This window comes from Alcanivorax xiamenensis, assembly GCF_009846745.1.
GTDB lineage: Bacteria > Pseudomonadota > Gammaproteobacteria > Pseudomonadales > Alcanivoracaceae > Alloalcanivorax > Alloalcanivorax xiamenensis.
The window spans coordinates 1-16,203 of the sequence record NZ_AQPF01000029.1; the positions used below are offsets into that span (position 1 = coordinate 1).

Here is a 16,203-nt window from a genome sequence, read left to right on the forward strand (position 1 = left end):
CTCTTTCCGCACCCGCCCGCATCCCAATCTGCCCCAACCCCGCACACCGCCAAGCCACACCCCGAAAGGGTGTGGCTTTTTACGTTGCGCCCACGATCTTGATGTCACCAATCACGACCCTGCCCCAGCCCACCAAAGGGCCGACAAAGCCATCAAATGGCGCAAAGGGCCGATACCGGCAAAAGGGCTGACGGGAAGGGGCAAAGCGAAGGGCAAAGGCCCTATCCGAAAGGGCCGCAGCGCCGCCGGCGCTGCATGACAAAAGGCAATGGGCATCGATCTTCACTGCCCACCCCGCGCTCGGTCACCCCGCCAAACCACTGGACTCCGATTCGATAAAATCAACCATGTCTTTATCCAATCTCGCGGATTCCTCATTCACGACCCAGAAGACACTCCCGAAGACCATGATTGCCAATCCAAACAATGACACCAGCCCCTCACCCAAGGTAAAAATAACCCCGATCCCCAAAAATAAAATACCGAACAAACACCCAATACATCTTTGAACCCGAACTGCCCTTTCAATCCCTCTTTTAAAGTCAGTTTTGACATATGTCAAAGTGCAATTCCTGAAACACACATGCTTCCTGCGGTGCTGCATATACCGGATAATCTCAAGAAAATCATCCCTACGAATAAGAGCCAAAATATCGCCATATTTCATACGAACACGATGCAGACGCCAAAACATCATCACCACTGCATGCTTGTCCTCTCGTTCCAAGGCGCCCCTAAATACCTCAAAAAGATCAGATTGAATTTTTCTGCCTAGCCATAATCTATGGGGAGCAGCAACGATGCCAAGAATGATAGTGGACAGCACCCCTGCCAGCTTCAAAGCAATAATAAAATAATCTTCCATGAAACCAAACTCCAGATGTTGGTATAAATTACCACCCAATACTTACTCTATATGTTTCTAATACACTACCTTTTCCCCTCATTGTGCACGCTCTTAGGTTACTCGCTGCTTCATCATGGCAATGATGTTCTCCACTCTGCGCAACAGATCATCGTAGGTCATGATATCAATCATGTTGGCGTATTTTCGGCGGATTATTTCGAAGTCAAAACGCTGCTCGTTAGTAAAATCTTCGTCACGCCCTAGCAGGATCAGCCCCTTGGGGTTGGTGATCTTCAGGTCAATATTGGCAGGGAGTTCACTTTTACGCTTTTTGTATATTTCCTTCTCTCCGGTCCGACCCCACTTACTGAGGTGGAACAGATACTTTTCAGCCTGCATGACGGCTCCAGCCAGTTCGACCCTCGGTGTATGGTTGTTCCGATACTTGTGACGAGTTAGCAGTGCATTTGAGAATGGCTTCTTGACCTCGATAATATCGACGCTTCCGTTGGCATCAACCAGCATCAGATCTATATAGCGGTTGGTCGCCTTGTCCATATTTGAGTAAAAGTCCTTGATGTGGACGTTTTCCAGCACAGCAATGTACTTGGGAAAGATGAAAAGCAATAGATCCAGGACCCTCCTCTGCCAGCCCTTCTCTTGGTATTCGTCAGCCGTCCGCATCATCTCTTTCAGCTCGGCGTGGATATATTCGAACTTCTCCAACTCGAAGGTATTTAGAAAATCCCCCCGAGATGAGGTGCCCAGTCTCGACTTTTTCTCCAAGTATCTGTTGAGGTTCTGCTCTGCATCCGACAGGGTTCCGAAATAATCCTTCAGCACCCGGGCAATACGTGCTCCGGTGTAGTGGGTCAGCTCGGTGCTTGTCGGGAATGTCTTTATAAGTTGATCAAAATCGGCCAGCGGAATCGCGCTTTCATCAGCGCCACCTACCATGATGGGCTCATCGATCAACTCATCAATTTTGCGGAAAATCGAAATACCCCGGTAGGCAACAAAAGTGCGAGGTTCTAGCTTCATTGCCCGGTCGAGCCTCAAATCGTACTTCAACCCCAGAACATCTTTATTAACTTTATAGTAGTCACCCTCAGATACGCCCAGCACGAATACGCGTTCACCGTCGTCGTCGGTCTGGAGCGTCCCGTCTATCGAGGCGAGATCGCCGCTTGTGAAGGTGAAAGTCCGACGCAGAGTCACACTGCCTTCGACCTTGAGCCGTCTATCCACCCAGATGGGACTATCGTTGAATCCATCAGGCCGGTATGTCAGCAGCAAACGGACTTCGTCCTTTGAAATAGTGATCACCGTCTACCTCCTCATTCCGCATTCATGCCGGCACCTTAAAGAACTAGGCCCTCAACGCCCGACAACCCAAAATCCCAACACTGCCCCGTTCCTATTTCCCCTCCCTCCTGGACCGGCAAAAGACTACCGTCCGCCGCATGATGCGGACAACACTCCAACAGGTTCGGCGCTGGTTCCAGGCGCCCAATGACGCCACTGTACCTCAACGGCCTTCCAATGGCCGTTTCGAGGTACAGGGCGCGGAGGCGCTGTTGGCGCCGCACAACGGTCTGATCTCCACGCTGAAGGGCTTGGCCGGCGTCCCCGAGTCGCACTGGCAGCGGTTGTATCAGGCCCTGCTCGATCGCTTCGCGGCTTTGGTCCAGCTGCTCCCCGCCTCGGAAGCCCACCACCACGCTGGGCCAGGCGGTCTGCTGCGCCACGGCCTGGAAGTGGCCCACAACTCCCTTCTTCTCAGACGCGGTATCTTGCTGCCGCCAAACGCCAGTCCCGAGGATCAGGCCAGCCAACAGGATCTATGGACCTACGCCTGTTTTACGGGTGCCCTGCTCCATGACCTGGGTAAGCCGGTGGTGGACCAGGCGATCACGTTTTACCAGACCAATGGATCGGGCCACGCCTGGACGCCCGTATCTGGCCCCATGCCAGAGGGCAGCCAGTATCAAATGACCTTCCGGCACGGGCGCGTCCATCGCCAACACGAACGGATCGCCCCGCTGCTCGCCCCCATCCTGCTGCCGCAACACGGCCTGGACTGGCTGGCCTCGGCCCCCACCCTGCTGGACGCTTGGCTTGCGGCCATTCAAGGCGCGATGGAAGACGCCGGCCCCTTGGGCGCCATCATCGCCAAAGCCGACCGACGCTCCGTTGCGGAGAACCTGGCCGGTGGCGTCACTCCCCAGATGCCCACGACGCGGGTCAAGCCTTTGGCCGAACGCCTGCTCACCGGGCTGCGGCACCTCATCACTTCTGGAGAACTACCCCTCAATCGCCGCGGCGCGGCGGGCTTTACCGATGAGCACCACATCTGGCTGGTATCCAAACGCACCATCGATGCGCTGCTGGTGCATTTGATCGAGGAAGGCCAACCCGGCATCCCCACTCGCAACAGCCGCGTGATGGATGAGCTGCAACAGCATGGGATTGTGGTGCCGAATGAGGATCGGGCCATCTGGCTTTGTGACATCACCATTGATGACTGGCGCCAATCGTTAACCTGCCTGAAGATCGACCTCAGCCGGATCTGGCCCGATCCGGATCAGCGCCCTTCAGGCACCGGCGTCACCGTCCAACCCAGTACCACCAAACCCACGACGGATGTGAATTCCGATGAGGAAGCCGATCAGGAGCACCGCCCATCGGCACCAGACTCACAAACACCGCCGGTGCATGCCAATGAGCCGGACTTACCGCTACCCCCCATACCCGCGTCCACTGGCCATCCGGATAGCCATGACGGCAAAGACATCGCTGACGACCTGGCGTTGCCGCTACCAATGGATATCAACACCGACAGAGGCTCCAGCGAAGGGGTAACCGAGGACCCCGGCAAACAGGTTGAAGCGAACACGAGTTCGCCAACCAGTCCCAGACCTACCACGCCGGCGTCGCCCCCACCGTCACCTATAAAAAACGAAGCTGATCAGGCGTCAGGCGACCCAGGCAAGCAGTTTCTGGCTTGGTTACGCGATGGTCTGGCCACGGGCCGCTTGGCGATCAACACGCCCCAGGCCCGCATCCACGTCATCGAACAAGGCCTTGTGCTGGTCTCCCCCGGGATTTTCAAAGACTTCAGCGCGGCGCGCTGGAACCACGTCCAGAAGCGCTTCCAAAAACTGAAGCTGCACCAGCGCACCCACGACAACATGAACATTTGGACCTGCAAGGCCAGCGGCGCCCGGAAGCAGGCCCTGATGAAGGTGTATTTGATTTCAAAGACCGAGGTCAGCGAGTTGGGGCTGACACTGCCGCCGCCCAATCCGGCGGTCAGATTACTACTAATGACTTAGTCATTTTGTCATTTCAGCCACAAATGAAAAATCGATACCCTTTAGCCCGGGCACTCGGATGTGCCTGTTCACACACAATCCACTCACGGAGGAATACAAAATGCTCCCCTCAAGGATGACTTTTAACGATCTTTGCGCGGCTTATGTTCGCTTCAAGCTGCTGAAGCCCAACACCGTCCTCATGTACCGGACGTCCGTAAAAAGCTGGCTCAACAACTCCGACATCGAATACATCGATGAGGTGACAGAGGATGCGGTCATCGACTGGCGTAACCTGCGCCTACGGACTGTCCGGCGGACGACCTGGAATCTGCACCGCCGACACCTGCGCGCGCTCTTCAATTTCGCCATGCACCCCAAACGCGGCTGGGTCTCGTCCAACCCCTTCAAGGAAGTCCCCCCTGCCCCCGAACCGGGCCGGTTACCCAAGACCGTGGCGGTTCCCCTCCTCGACCAAGTCATGACCCTGCTGACACGTCATCGCGGCACATCAAAGGGCATGGCGCCGCGATGGTTCTGGGGGATCGTTGTCCGGACGTTTTTCTTTACGGGACTGCGGCGCTCTCAGCTTCCGGGGATCCGATGGAAAGACCTCCATCTCGACGAGAAATACCTTCTTCTGCGCTACGAGACCAGCAAAACATTACGGGAATGGCCGGTTCCCCTTCACGATGACTTGATTCAGGACTTTGAATATCTGGAGCGACGCACACGCGATGTATTGGGGCGCGCTCCGCTGCCCGATGAACAAGTCTTCAACGGTACTCTGTTTAATCCGCGGTACGAAGGCTCGGTGCTGACGCCGGATCACATTACCCGCTTTTTCCAGGATCTGACGAAAGAGTTGGGTACGCCCATTTCCGCCCACCGTCTCCGGCATACCATGGCCACACACCTGGCGCCGACAGGTCAGTTGAAGGGCCTTCAGGACGTGCTCGGGCACACCAATATCAAGACAACCATGGGGTATATCCACCCCGATGTCGCCCAGCTCGGCGGATTGGTCTCCCACCTCCCAAGCTTGCGCCCCATTGGTCGGTCATGTTAAAAGCATCCGTGTTGGGCTTTTCCAGCAGCTAACGGTATCCGGTAGGTTTCGTGTTTCGTTAGAGTTGACTGGGAGGAACCTCATCGCGAGGTTATCCAAGACACCATAGGCAAAAAAAAGCCGGGGACGGCATTCCCCGGCGGCTAATTGCCAAGATTTAGAGGTGTCTTGGCGCACCTACGAATCCTGGTGCGGGTAGCCGGACTCGAACCGGCACGACCTAACGGTCGAGAGATTTTAAGTCTCTTGTGTCTACCAATTTCACCATACCCGCTTGATCTCGGGGTGCTCGAGGTAGAGGACTTCCACTGAGAGGGATTGGAGGCGCGGGTCGGAATCGAACCGGCGTACACGGAGTTGCAGTCCGCTGCATAACCACTCTGCCACCGCGCCTGAAATCTTGAAAGAACAAAAAACCTCGGCTGTGCCGAGGTTGAAAATTGGAGCGGGAAACGAGATTCGAACTCGCGACCCCAACCTTGGCAAGGTTGTGCTCTACCAGCTGAGCTATTCCCGCTTTAGCGTCGATTGTTTGTCTCGACGCGGATCAGCATTCTACTCATACCCCTTGTTCTGTCAACCCATTTTCTCTGTTTTTTCAGGGTCTTGGGCGCGAACGCCGGAACTGCGGCGCCGCTGCCTTCAGATACAGGAACATCGACCACAAAGTAAGCAACATGGCTACGTAGAGACAAACATAACTCAACCAGAGGATGGGCGTCATCAGCATCCCCCCGCTGATGTCGTAGCCGGGCTGGACCGCCAGCAGCAAGGTGATGGCCACCATCTGGGTCACCGTCTTTATTTTACCGATGGCACTGACCGCCACCTTAGCGCGCATCCCCAACTCCGCCATCCACTCCCGTAGCGCCGATACGGTGATTTCCCGGCACACGATAACCATGGCCGGGGCGGTGAGCCAGAGCGTGGCATGCTGCTGCACCAGCATCAACAGCGCCACGGCGACGATCAGCTTGTCCGCCACCGGATCCAGAAAGGCGCCAAAAGGACTGGTTTGTCCCAGTTTGCGAGCCAGGTAGCCGTCCAGCCAGTCAGTCAGTCCGGCGGCCAGAAACAGCACGGCGGCCACCATATTGCTGCCTTTGAACGGGAGATAAAACGCCGCCACCAGCACCGGGATGGCGGCGACGCGAATCAGGGTCAGGATGTTCGGCAGATTCAAAATCGGAGAGTGCGCAGGCATGAACCACTTCAACCGGCTGAAAAAAAACCAGTATAGCGGAATCGTTCCGTCTTCTCATTGCCGGACTGCTTTTGTGGGAATGATAAATCGGCCCGGCCGGCCCGCCCGAAGCAGCCGGCCTAGCCGTGGAACCAGTCGTAGATGGTTTGCGCGGTCTGGGCGTTGACCCCCTCCACCCGGGCCAGTTCCTCCTTGGAGGCATTACGCAATTGCTTGAGGCCGCCGAAGTGACTGAGCAGCGCCTTTCGCCGCTTCGGCCCCACTCCGGGAATCTCCTCCAGGCCGGACCGGCGGGCCTTGGCCCGTCGAGCGCGGTGGCCGGTGATGGCGAACCGATGGGCCTCATCCCGGATCTGCTGCAGCAAGTGCAGTGCCGAATCGCCGCCGCCGGGCACCAGCTCGCGGCCGTCGGGCAGGTACAGGACTTCGAGTCCCGGTTTGCGGGTCGGACCCTTGCCTATCCCCATGACCAGAATACGATTATCCAGCTGCAACGACTGGATCACATCGAAGGCACGCCGCATCTGCCCTTTTCCCCCGTCGATCAACAGCAGGTCCGGCAAGCGCCCCTCCTCCTTGACCACGCGCTGATAGCGGCGACGAACCGCTTCCTCCAACGCCTGATAGTCGTCGCCGCCCTGGTCCGGAGTAACATTGAAGTGACGGTAATCGGTCTTGCGCGGCCCATGCTGGTCGAACACCACACAGGAGGCCACCGCCCGCTCTCCCTGGGTGTGGCTGATATCAAAGCACTCCACGTGGCGGATCGGCGCGTCCGCCTCCAACAGGGTCTCCAGGGCGTGGAAGCGACTCTCCAGATGTTCGCGGGCAGCCAGATCCCCGGCGATGGTCTGCTCGGCGTTGGTTCTGGCCATATTGAGCCAGGCGGACCGCCCTGCCCTGACCCGCCAGGCCAGCCGGATCTGCCGTTGATAGCGGCTGGACAGCGCTTCCTGCAAGGCATCGGCACCAGGCAACGCCATCGGCAGCAGGATTTCCTTTGGAATCGACTGTTCGTCCCGCTCTCCGAGATAGTACTGGGCCAGGAAGGCTTCCAGAATTTCCTCCTGATCGTCCTCGCCACGGGTATCCGGACGGAAGCTGCGGTGGCCAAGCACCCGGCCCTGGCGGACCATCAGCACCTCGATCACCGCCAGTCCATGGCGGGTGGCGATGGCCACCGCGTCCACATTGCCGCTGCCGGCTTCCACATTCTGTTTCTGCTGCACCGCCTGTACCGCGGCCAGTTGATCACGTAATTCCGCCGCACGCTCGAACTCCAGCCGCTCGGCGGCGGCTTCCATTTCCCGGGTCAGCCGGCGGGTCACCTCGCGGCTACGGCCAGAAAGAAAATCGATCGCCATGCGTACCTGGGTCGCGTAATGCTCCTCGGACACCAGATCCACGCAGGGCCCGGTACAGCGGTGGATCTGATACTGCAGACAGGGGCGGGAGCGGTTACGGAAGAAGCTGTCCCGGCAATTGCGGATCAGGAACACCTTTTCGATCAGCGCCAGCGTCTCACGGACACTGCCGGCGCTGGGATAAGGACCGAAGTACTGCGCGCCGGGGCGGCGGCTGCCACGGTGAAAGGTCACCCGGGGAAAGCGGTCCGAGGTGGTGATCTTGATGTAGGGATAGGATTTATCGTCCCGCAGCAGAATGTTATAGGGAGGCCGCAGCGTCTTGATCAACGACTGTTCCAACAACAGCGCTTCCGCCTCGCTGCCGGTGACGGTGCTCTCCACCGCTTCGATCTTGGCCACCAGCGCGCGGGTCTTGGCGGAATCCACCCGCTTCTGGAAATAGCTGGAGAGCCGGGCCCGCAAATCCCGCGCCTTGCCCACGTACAGGACCCCGCCTTTGCCATCCAGCATGCGGTACACCCCCGGGGTGCGCGGGCAATGGGCGAGGAAATGCTTGGCGTCGAAACTGGACAAGTTCACTCCGAATTGAGGCGCGACGGGAACAGGCGATAGCCGTTGATGACACGGGCCGGTCGCCCGGAACGCAAAACGCCCGTGCCGGAGCACGGGCGCCACCTAGTTTAGCAAAATCCGGGTTTAAGCAGCCTCTGAAAACGTCATGCCCGGATTCGATCCGGCATCTCCTTCCACGAAGCCACTCACCTTGCGGTGGGAGATCCCGGGTCAAGCCCGGGATGACGGGGTACTTTTTCAGAGGTTCCCTTTTTACAGGGCCACCGCTTCGTGGGCGTTGACCAGGCCATGACGCACCGCGATCAGCGCCATTTCCATGTCACTGGTAATACCGAGCTTGTCGAAAATCCGGTATCGGTAGGTGTTGACCGTTTTGGGTGACAAGCAGAGCTGATCGGCCACGTCCTGCACTTTGAAGCGGTTGACGATCATCGTCATGATCTGCAGTTCCCTTTCGGACAGCACATCCAGGGCCGCCGGCGTCGGCTTGTAGGCACGCAGCGCCATCGCCTGGGCGATGTCCGGGCTGATGTAACGCTGCCCGCTTTGCACCACCTTGATTGCCCGCACCATTTCTTCCAGATCCGCCCCCTTGGTCATATAACCAGCGGCGCCGGCTTCCATCACCCGGGAAGGAAACGGTTCTTCCTCGCACACGGTTACCGCGATGATGCGAATGCCGTCGTCCTGCTTCATCATCTTACGGGTGGCAACCAGTCCGCCCATGCCGGGCATCTTGATGTCCATCAGCACCACGTCCGGCTCCAGGTCGCGAGCCAGCTTCACCGCCTCCTCGCCGGAGGCGGCTTCCCCAATGACACGGATGCCATCCTGGTCACTCAGCATCCGGCTAATGCCGGTACGCACCAACTCGTGGTCGTCCACCACCATTACTTTGATCATCGTCGAATCTCCCCCACGTCGATCCTTGAAGTGTGGTTTTTGTTGTCGGAAGTCACCCCGGTTCCCCCCTGGCATGGCTTCCTCTCCATGACAATCAGACAGAGGCCGGACATCCGAAAAAGTCAGTTAAGCCTAACCCGCGACGGCCGCTCTGCCTAGAGAGCGCACCAACATTGAGCGCTTTGGACTTTGGTCGCATTGACCAGCTTCACACTTTGGAGTTAATTCTGTGGTGGACATGTCTTACCCGACTGCGCAGCGAATAAGGATTAATCATGAGCGCCATCGTCTTATTGATCCTCGGACTGGGCGGCATGGCCGCCGGCTATTTTCTCTATTCCCGTTTTATCGCCGATAAAATCTACAAGCTTGATCCGAATTTCGAAACGCCCGCCCATGCCATGGAAGACGGCGTGGATTTCGTACCCACTAACAAATTTGTCCTTTGGGGCCATCACTTCACTTCAGTGGCCGGCGCCGCGCCCATTGTCGGTCCGGCCATTGCCGTGATCTGGGGCTGGCTGCCCGCGTTTCTGTGGGTGGTGTTCGGCACCATTTTCTTCGCCGGGGTCCACGATTCCGGCGCGATCTGGGCCAGCGTCCGTAATCGGGCACAGTCGGTGGGCAGCCTCACCGGCGAAGTGGTGGGTCCACGTGCCCGCAGCGTGTTCATGATCGTTATTTTCCTGGTGCTATTGATGGTCAACGCGGTGTTCGGCGTGGTGATCGCCCGCCTGTTGATCAACAATCCCGGCGCCGTGGTACCAGTATGGGGCGCTATTGCCGTGGCCCTGGTGATCGGCCAGTTGATCTACCGCTGGAAATTGAATCTCGCCGTCGTTTCTCTGCTCGGCGTGGTGGCACTGTACGCTTTGATCTGGGTTGGCCCGTCGGTCCCCATCGCCTTGCCGGAGACCACCTTCGGCCTCTCCGCCAACGCCGCCTGGATCCTGATCCTGTTCGCCTACGCCGCCATTGCCTCGCTCTTGCCGGTTTGGGTATTGCTGCAACCCCGTGATTACATCAACGGACTGCAGCTCTTTGTTGGTCTGATCCTGCTTTATGGCGCCATGCTGATCGCCAATCCGACGGTGGTGGCGCCGGCCCTCAATGTGAACGTGCCGGATGGCACGCCGCCGTTACTGCCCTTGCTGTTCGTCACCATCGCCTGTGGCGCGATCTCCGGGTTCCATGGTCTGGTCGCCTCCGGCACCACGTCCAAGCAGTTGAACAAGGAAACCGACGCCCGATTCGTCGGCTATTTCGGCGCCATTGGTGAAGGGGCGCTGGCCCTGGCCGCGATCCTCGCCGCCACGGCGGGCTTTGCCTCACTGGCGGATTGGCAGGAGGTCTATTCCAAGTTCGGCGCCGGCAGCCTGAAGGCGTTCGTCGACGGCGGCGCCGCCATTCTCAGCGCCGGCACCGGCATTGACGCCTCGGTTTCGGCCACCATGCTGACGGTGATGGCCGCGTTGTTCGCCGGTACCACCATGGACACCGGCTTGCGGCTGCAGCGTTACATTTTCCAGGAATGGGGTGAGCTGTATAACATCCGCTGGATGCGCCGCCCTGCCCCCGCCACTCTGCTGGCGGTGGGTGCCTGTGTGCTGCTGGCGTTTGGCGCCGGGGGCGCGGACGGTTCCGGCGGCCTGTTGATCTGGCCATTGTTTGGCACCACCAACCAGTTGCTCGCCGGTCTCACCCTGCTGGTGGTCACGGTAATGCTGGTACGGCTTGGCCGCCCCACCCTCTATACCCTGGTACCGCTGGTATTCCTGCTGGTCATGACGCTGGCGGCGCTGTTGATCCAGCTACGCGGATTCTATGAGAAACAGGATTGGTTCCTGTTCAGCCTCGATCTGGTGGTTCTGGTGGCGGCGGTTCTGGTAACCCTGGAGTGCACCGCCAGCCTTCGCCGCCACAAGAAAGCCCGGGAAGCCGAGGTGAAAGGGTGAAAGCCGTGACGATTCTCGGCAACCTCAAGCGCTGGTATCGGCGCGCCGGAGAGCTGGGGGTGGAGTATTACAACGCCCCCTACCGGTCCGCCATTGCCCGCGCCCGCCGGGATGAAGATGATCTGTTCATGCTCATGGTCTTCTCCGAGACCATGGGCATTCCCAATCCGGCCAGTTGGTACACACTGGAGCTGCAGCCGTTGTTGATGGAGCGATTCCATGACTGGCACCGGCGCATGGGCATGCCCCATTCACCACTGGATAATTTCCGTTGTTGCTGAGCGCTGTCGCCGGTAAGTTCGTCAATGAGCCCCATCACCATGCCGGAACTCAATCTGCATGACCTTCTGAGCCAGCGCCGACAACTGATGGTCGGCGGCAAGGGCGGCGTGGGCAAAACCACGGTGGCTTCCGCGCTGGCCCTGGCCGCCGCCAATCTGGGCCGCCGCACGCTGCTGGTCTCCACCGATCCCGCCCACAGTCTGGCCGATGCTTTTGACCGCGAGATCGGTAACCGGGAACAGACCCTGGCGGTTAATCTCACCGCTCTGGAGGTGGATCCCGAACAGGAGGTCGAAGAGCATCTGCAGCGGGTACGCGCGCAAATGGCCCGCTTCGCCAGACCCGAGCAACGCTCGGCCATGGAACACCAGCTCAAGCTCAGCCGCCAGGCGCCCGGTGCTCAGGAGGCCGCGCTGCTGGAGCGTCTTACCACCATTATGGAAGAGGCTCGCGAGCGCTTTGATCTGGTTGTATTCGATACCGCGCCCACCGGTCACACCCTGCGCCTGCTGAGCTTGCCTGAGGTGATGGCGGCCTGGAGCGAGGGGCTGTTACGGCAACACCGCCGCTCCGAACAGTTGGGCAAGGTGCTATCCCACCTGACCCCCGGCCGCGATTTGGATAGCCCGGTCAATACGCCGGAAGAACATCAACTGGCCGGTCTGGATGACCGTACCCGCGACCTGGCGGCACCACTGATCGAACGGCAGCGCCGTTTCCAGAAAGCCCGCCGCTTGCTTTCCGCCCCCGAGCACAGCGCCTTTCTGTTCGTGCTGACACCGGAACGTCTGCCTATTCTGGAAACCGAACGGGCCGTGCACAGCCTGAAGGAAGCCGGCATTCCGGTGGCCGGCGCGGTGGTCAACCGGGTGCTGCCAGACGGCGCCGCAGGGGCCTTCTTCCAGGCGCGGCGCGAACGCGAGCAGAGAATGTTGGTGGACCTGGCGGAACGGCTGGACCCGCTGCCCCGGCGGCAGGTACCCTTATTCGTCGATGACATTCAGGGACTGTCCGCCCTGGAAGCCTTTGGTTCCCGTCTGCTGAGCACACCCTAGACGTATTCAGCGCGTTTTTTGCCCGTTAACGGATATCCCATGGCGCTGCACACCTGGTTCGCTTTCTTCGTGGCCTGCTGGCTGATCTGTCTGTCACCCGGCGCCGGTGCGGTGGCGTCCATGTCCGCGGGGCTACGCTACGGCGTATTACGTGGAGGTTGGAATATTCTGGGTCTGGAACTGGGTCTGGTGTTGCAACTCGCCATCGTCGCCGCCGGCGTCGGTGCCCTGCTCGCCACCTCGGCTCTGGCTTTCGCCCTGATCAAATGGTTCGGGGTCGCCTACCTGCTCTATCTGGCGGTCAAACAGTGGCGCGCGCCCACTCAGGACTACGACACCCTTGGTGACGATCATCAGGGCCGCCGCCGCGGTGTACTGCTACTTCGGGGTTTCCTGATCAACGCCAGCAACCCCAAGGCAGTGGTCTTCCTGCTCGCGGTCCTGCCTCAGTTTCTCGAACCCTCACGGCCCATGGCCCTGCAATACGCGATTATGGGCCTGACCCTGATCAGCGTGGATGTCGTGGTGATGCTCGGCTACACCGGGCTGGCCGCCCGTGCGCTCAAACTGCTGCGCAGTACCCGCCAACAGCGGCTGGTGAACCGCGGCTTCGCCGCCCTGTTCGCCGCCGCCGCCAGCCTGCTGGCCACCGCCCGCCGGGCGGCGGTCTGATCACGCTACTCGTTGCGCATCAGGAAAGAGCCACGGCCGGTAGCCAGCTTGCGGCCTTCCGCGTCAAGCACATCGGCGCTGCCAACCATGACCTTGCGGCCGGCCTTGATGATTTCACCACGGCAGACGATCTCCCCCTGTCCGGTGGGCCGCAGAAAGCTGACGTTGAGATCCACCGTGATCGGGCCGGCATCGCGCTGATGGTAGGCGCGCACGCAGGTGCCCAGCACGGTGTCGATCAGCACGCAGTAAATGCCGCCGTGCACCATGCCATACGCCTGTAGCAGCTCCGGAGTAACCGGCAAGGCAATTTCGGAACCGCCATCGTCGTTGACCCAGTTGATCTTGATGCCCAGATGACAACGGAAGGGGTTGTTATTGGTCCAGTTGATTTCGTCTTCGCGAGTCCAGCTCATTAACCTGCGATCTCCTGTCTGCTTTATAAAAAAGGAACAAAGGCCGTTGCGACCAGCACCTGGCCCGGCGCATTGTATACGGTATACAGTTGACGGGCCACGGCGTCCGTCGCCCCCCTTGCACGGGCCCGAGGCGGGCAAATCCTGTAAACTCCCGCCACTATTCGGGGACACTTTGTCTTAGCGTTTGAGAAACACACTATGCCGCGAACCCAAACCGATCCTTTCGCTCCCGTCCGCCGCCGTTCCATGGAAGAGGAGGTCTATGTGCGCATGCGCGAGGCTATCCTGCGCGGCGACATCGCCGGCGGCGAACGTCTGGTTCAGGAAGACCTGGCCAAACGTTTCGGCACCAGCCGCATCCCGGTCCGTGATGCTTTACGCCGGTTGGAGGCGGACGGTCTGGTGGAGACCGAGGGCCGGGGTGCCTATAGGGTCAGTTCCTTTGGCGTCGATGACGTCAAGGAGATCTACGCCCTGCGCGAGTTGCTGGAAGGCCACATGGTCGCCCAGGCCTGCCCGCAACTCGGTGAAGAGGAGCTGGACGAACTGGAGCAGCTGCAACAGGACATGGACCAGGCCGCCGATGCCGGCGACTCCGCCGCCTATGTAGCGCTCAATCAGCGTTTTCACCGGGTGCTCTACGATGCCGCCAATCAGCCGCGCACCCAGAAAATCATTCTCACTCTCTGGCAGGGAGTGCCACCGCTGACGCCGATCACCATCGAGAACCGCATGGCGGAATCCAGCCAGGAGCATTGGGCCATCGTCACGGCACTGCGCTCCGGCGACGCTGAAGCCGCCGCCGAAGCCATGCGCCGTCATATCGCCGCCGCCGGCGAGGGCTTGCTTGCCCACGTCTCCAACGGCGGCGCCGGGCTGCGCTGAACAGCTCCGGCCCGCCTGACGTAAGTCCCGCCGGTCAGGACACCCGGCGGGAACGGCCCTGCCAATAGGGCTCCCTCAACGCCTGCTTAAGCACCTTGCCGGCACCGGACAGCGGCAGGCCGTCGCGGAATTCCACTGATCGCGGGCACTTGTAGCCGGCCAGATCCGCGCGGCAGAAGTCGGACAGTTCGGCGGCGGACACCTCGACGCCGGATTGCGTCACCACCACCGCATGCACGCTTTCCCCCCAGGTGTCGTGGGGAATGCCGATCACCGCGCAACTGGCCACCGCCGGATGCCGGGCGAGCACGTTTTCCACCTCGGCGCAGTACACATTCTCGCCACCGCTGACGATCATGTCCTTCATCCGATCGACGATGTAGATGTAGCCGTCTTCGTCCATGTAACCGCCATCGCCGGTATGCAGCCAGCCACCGCGCAGGGTCTCCGCCGTGGCCTCCGGATTGTTCCAGTAACCCAGCATGATGTTGTCACCCCGCGCCACCACCTCGCCCACGGTACCCCTCGGCACTTCCCTGTCATTCTCGTCGACGATACGCACTTCCATGCCCCAGGTGGCTTTGCCGGCGGAACGAATACGGCCATTGGTGAGGGCCTCGCCACGGTGATTGCGCCAGGAATTCAGCGTGATCATCGGCGATGCTTCGGTCATGCCATAGGTATGGGTGAACTGGGCTTCCGGGAAGACCGTCAGGGCACGTTCCAGAACCGCCTGGGAAATCGGCGACGCCCCGTAAGCAACCCGTGTCAGGGAGCTCAGATCATGCTCGCCGACCGCGGGGTGATCCACCAGCATCTGAATCATGCTGGGCACCAGAATCACATCGGTGATCCTTTCCCGCTCAATGGCGGCCAGCACCTCCTCCACCCGGAAGGACGGCATCATCACCGCCGTACCACCCACCACGATCTGGGTGATGAACTTGGCGACGCCAGCGGTATGGAACAGTGGCGATGCCAACAGGGTGACGAACGGATCAGGCGGGTCGCTCTCCGCCAGCCGGGTAATGGCACAACTCCAGAGATTGTCGTGGGAAAGCATCACGCCCTTGGGAAAACCGGTGGTTCCGCCGGTGTAGAGCAGCACCGCCAGGTGGTCGCCACCAAAACGGCCATCGTCCACCGGTGTCGCCGAGGCCAGAAACTCCTCGTAATGAATCATGCCCGCCGCCCCCGGTGTCTGGACGGGTGGCGTATCTCCCAGATGCAGAACATGGCGCAGTCTCGGACACTGCGTCTTGAGCGTGTCCACCATTGGCAGGAAGGCGTCGCTGACCAGCAGTATCTCCGCTTCGCTGTCGTTGAGAGAGTACGCCATCTCCTTCACATTCCAGCGGGTATTCACGGCATTGGCCACCGCGCCCATCCACCACAAGCCAAGAAAATACTCAGCATGGTAATCACAGTTGGCGGCCAGTATCGCCACCCGGTCCCCGGCCCGTACCCCCAGGCCGGTGAGCCCACCTGCGAGCCGGGCGCAACGGTCAGCCAGCTCCCGATAGCTGCGGCGACGTTCGCCATCCACCGTGGCCAGGCGTTGCGGTGCTTGCTGCACGGCGCGATGCAAGCCCTGAGTCAGATACATGGTCGAGACTCCCCTGCCCGGCAACGGGCATGAACAACAATATCGTGGTCGG

At 59.9% G+C, this 16,203-nt stretch carries 14 protein-coding genes and 3 tRNA genes; 7 read left to right on the top strand and 10 right to left on the bottom strand.

Translation table 11 applies throughout. From position 1 onward, the window contains the following. Positions 1-304: 304 nt before the first annotated feature. Together A6D6_RS15075 and A6D6_RS15080 are read right to left on the bottom strand one after the other, a co-directional pair. Positions 305-865: a hypothetical protein gene (locus A6D6_RS15075; protein WP_116028224.1), complete on the bottom strand. Its 561-nt coding sequence runs from the start codon at positions 863-865 to the stop codon at positions 305-307. 93 nt (positions 866-958) lie between these two features. Continuing rightward, positions 959-2,173, bottom strand: coding sequence for a Shedu immune nuclease family protein (locus A6D6_RS15080; protein WP_116028225.1), 1,215 nt, complete (start codon positions 2,171-2,173; stop codon positions 959-961). Positions 2,174-2,310: 137 nt separating this feature from the next. Between A6D6_RS15080 and mobH the strand changes: the two genes are divergently transcribed. Both mobH and A6D6_RS15090 read left to right on the top strand, forming a co-directional pair. Next, positions 2,311-4,182, top strand: coding sequence for a MobH family relaxase (mobH, locus tag A6D6_RS15085; RefSeq protein ID WP_116028226.1), 1,872 nt, complete (start codon positions 2,311-2,313; stop codon positions 4,180-4,182). Between the two features lie 100 nt (positions 4,183-4,282). Continuing rightward, positions 4,283-5,230 carry a tyrosine-type recombinase/integrase gene (locus A6D6_RS15090; RefSeq protein ID WP_158549048.1) on the top strand — a complete coding sequence of 316 codons (948 nt, stop codon included), beginning with the start codon at positions 4,283-4,285 and terminating at the stop codon, positions 5,228-5,230. A 187-nt stretch (positions 5,231-5,417) separates the two neighbouring features. Here the strand turns inward: A6D6_RS15090 and A6D6_RS15095 are convergent. The 6 genes from A6D6_RS15095 to uvrY all read right to left on the bottom strand — a co-directional run bounded on the left by A6D6_RS15095 (position 5,418) and on the right by uvrY (position 9,277). Continuing rightward, a tRNA-Leu gene (locus tag A6D6_RS15095) sits at positions 5,418-5,504 on the bottom strand. A 45-nt stretch (positions 5,505-5,549) separates the two neighbouring features. Continuing rightward, positions 5,550-5,623 (bottom strand) — tRNA-Cys (locus A6D6_RS15100). A 48-nt stretch (positions 5,624-5,671) separates the two neighbouring features. Then, positions 5,672-5,747: transfer RNA gene (locus A6D6_RS15105), tRNA-Gly, on the bottom strand. Positions 5,748-5,828: 81 nt separating this feature from the next. After that, the gene (pgsA, locus tag A6D6_RS15110; protein WP_133490735.1) at positions 5,829-6,434 is read right to left on the bottom strand and encodes a CDP-diacylglycerol--glycerol-3-phosphate 3-phosphatidyltransferase; all 606 of its coding nucleotides are present in this window, start codon (positions 6,432-6,434) and stop codon (positions 5,829-5,831) included. Between the two features lie 119 nt (positions 6,435-6,553). After that, entirely contained in the window at positions 6,554-8,374 is a 1,821-nt protein-coding gene (uvrC, locus tag A6D6_RS15115; RefSeq protein WP_133490734.1) for an excinuclease ABC subunit UvrC, read from the bottom strand. Between the two features lie 252 nt (positions 8,375-8,626). Then, positions 8,627-9,277, bottom strand: coding sequence for a UvrY/SirA/GacA family response regulator transcription factor (uvrY, locus tag A6D6_RS15120; RefSeq protein ID WP_014994378.1), 651 nt, complete (start codon positions 9,275-9,277; stop codon positions 8,627-8,629). A gap of 275 nt (positions 9,278-9,552) precedes the next feature. On the opposite strand from uvrY, the gene A6D6_RS15125 reads away from it, so the two are divergent. The 4 genes from A6D6_RS15125 to A6D6_RS15140 are packed head-to-tail and all read left to right on the top strand — an operon-like array spanning position 9,553 to position 13,241. Then, complete coding sequence (locus tag A6D6_RS15125; RefSeq protein ID WP_133490733.1) at positions 9,553-11,232, top strand: carbon starvation CstA family protein; 1,680 nt, start codon at positions 9,553-9,555, stop codon at positions 11,230-11,232. 5 nt (positions 11,233-11,237) lie between these two features. Further along, positions 11,238-11,513, top strand: coding sequence for a cory-CC-star protein (locus A6D6_RS15130; RefSeq protein ID WP_439647239.1), 276 nt, complete (start codon positions 11,238-11,240; stop codon positions 11,511-11,513). 24 nt (positions 11,514-11,537) lie between these two features. Beyond that, positions 11,538-12,569: an ArsA family ATPase gene (locus A6D6_RS15135; RefSeq protein ID WP_159661182.1), complete on the top strand. Its 1,032-nt coding sequence runs from the start codon at positions 11,538-11,540 to the stop codon at positions 12,567-12,569. A 39-nt stretch (positions 12,570-12,608) separates the two neighbouring features. Next, positions 12,609-13,241, top strand: a complete 633-nt coding sequence (locus A6D6_RS15140) for a LysE family transporter (RefSeq protein WP_133490730.1) — start codon at positions 12,609-12,611, stop codon at positions 13,239-13,241. A gap of 5 nt (positions 13,242-13,246) precedes the next feature. On the opposite strand, the gene A6D6_RS15145 is transcribed toward A6D6_RS15140, so the two are convergent. Then, the gene (locus A6D6_RS15145; protein WP_014994373.1) at positions 13,247-13,657 is read right to left on the bottom strand and encodes a PaaI family thioesterase; all 411 of its coding nucleotides are present in this window, start codon (positions 13,655-13,657) and stop codon (positions 13,247-13,249) included. Between the two features lie 201 nt (positions 13,658-13,858). Here A6D6_RS15145 and A6D6_RS15150 point away from each other — a divergent pair, with 201 nt between their 5' ends. Then, a complete protein-coding gene (locus A6D6_RS15150) occupies positions 13,859-14,545 on the top strand; it encodes a GntR family transcriptional regulator (protein WP_236564116.1) in 687 nt (228 codons plus the stop codon). Between the two features lie 34 nt (positions 14,546-14,579). Here A6D6_RS15150 and A6D6_RS15155 read toward each other — a convergent pair whose 3' ends face one another. Beyond that, on the bottom strand, positions 14,580-16,151 hold the full coding sequence (locus A6D6_RS15155; protein ID WP_159661183.1) for a long-chain-fatty-acid--CoA ligase: 1,572 nt from the start codon (positions 16,149-16,151) through the stop codon (positions 14,580-14,582). Positions 16,152-16,203: the final 52 nt, after the last annotated feature.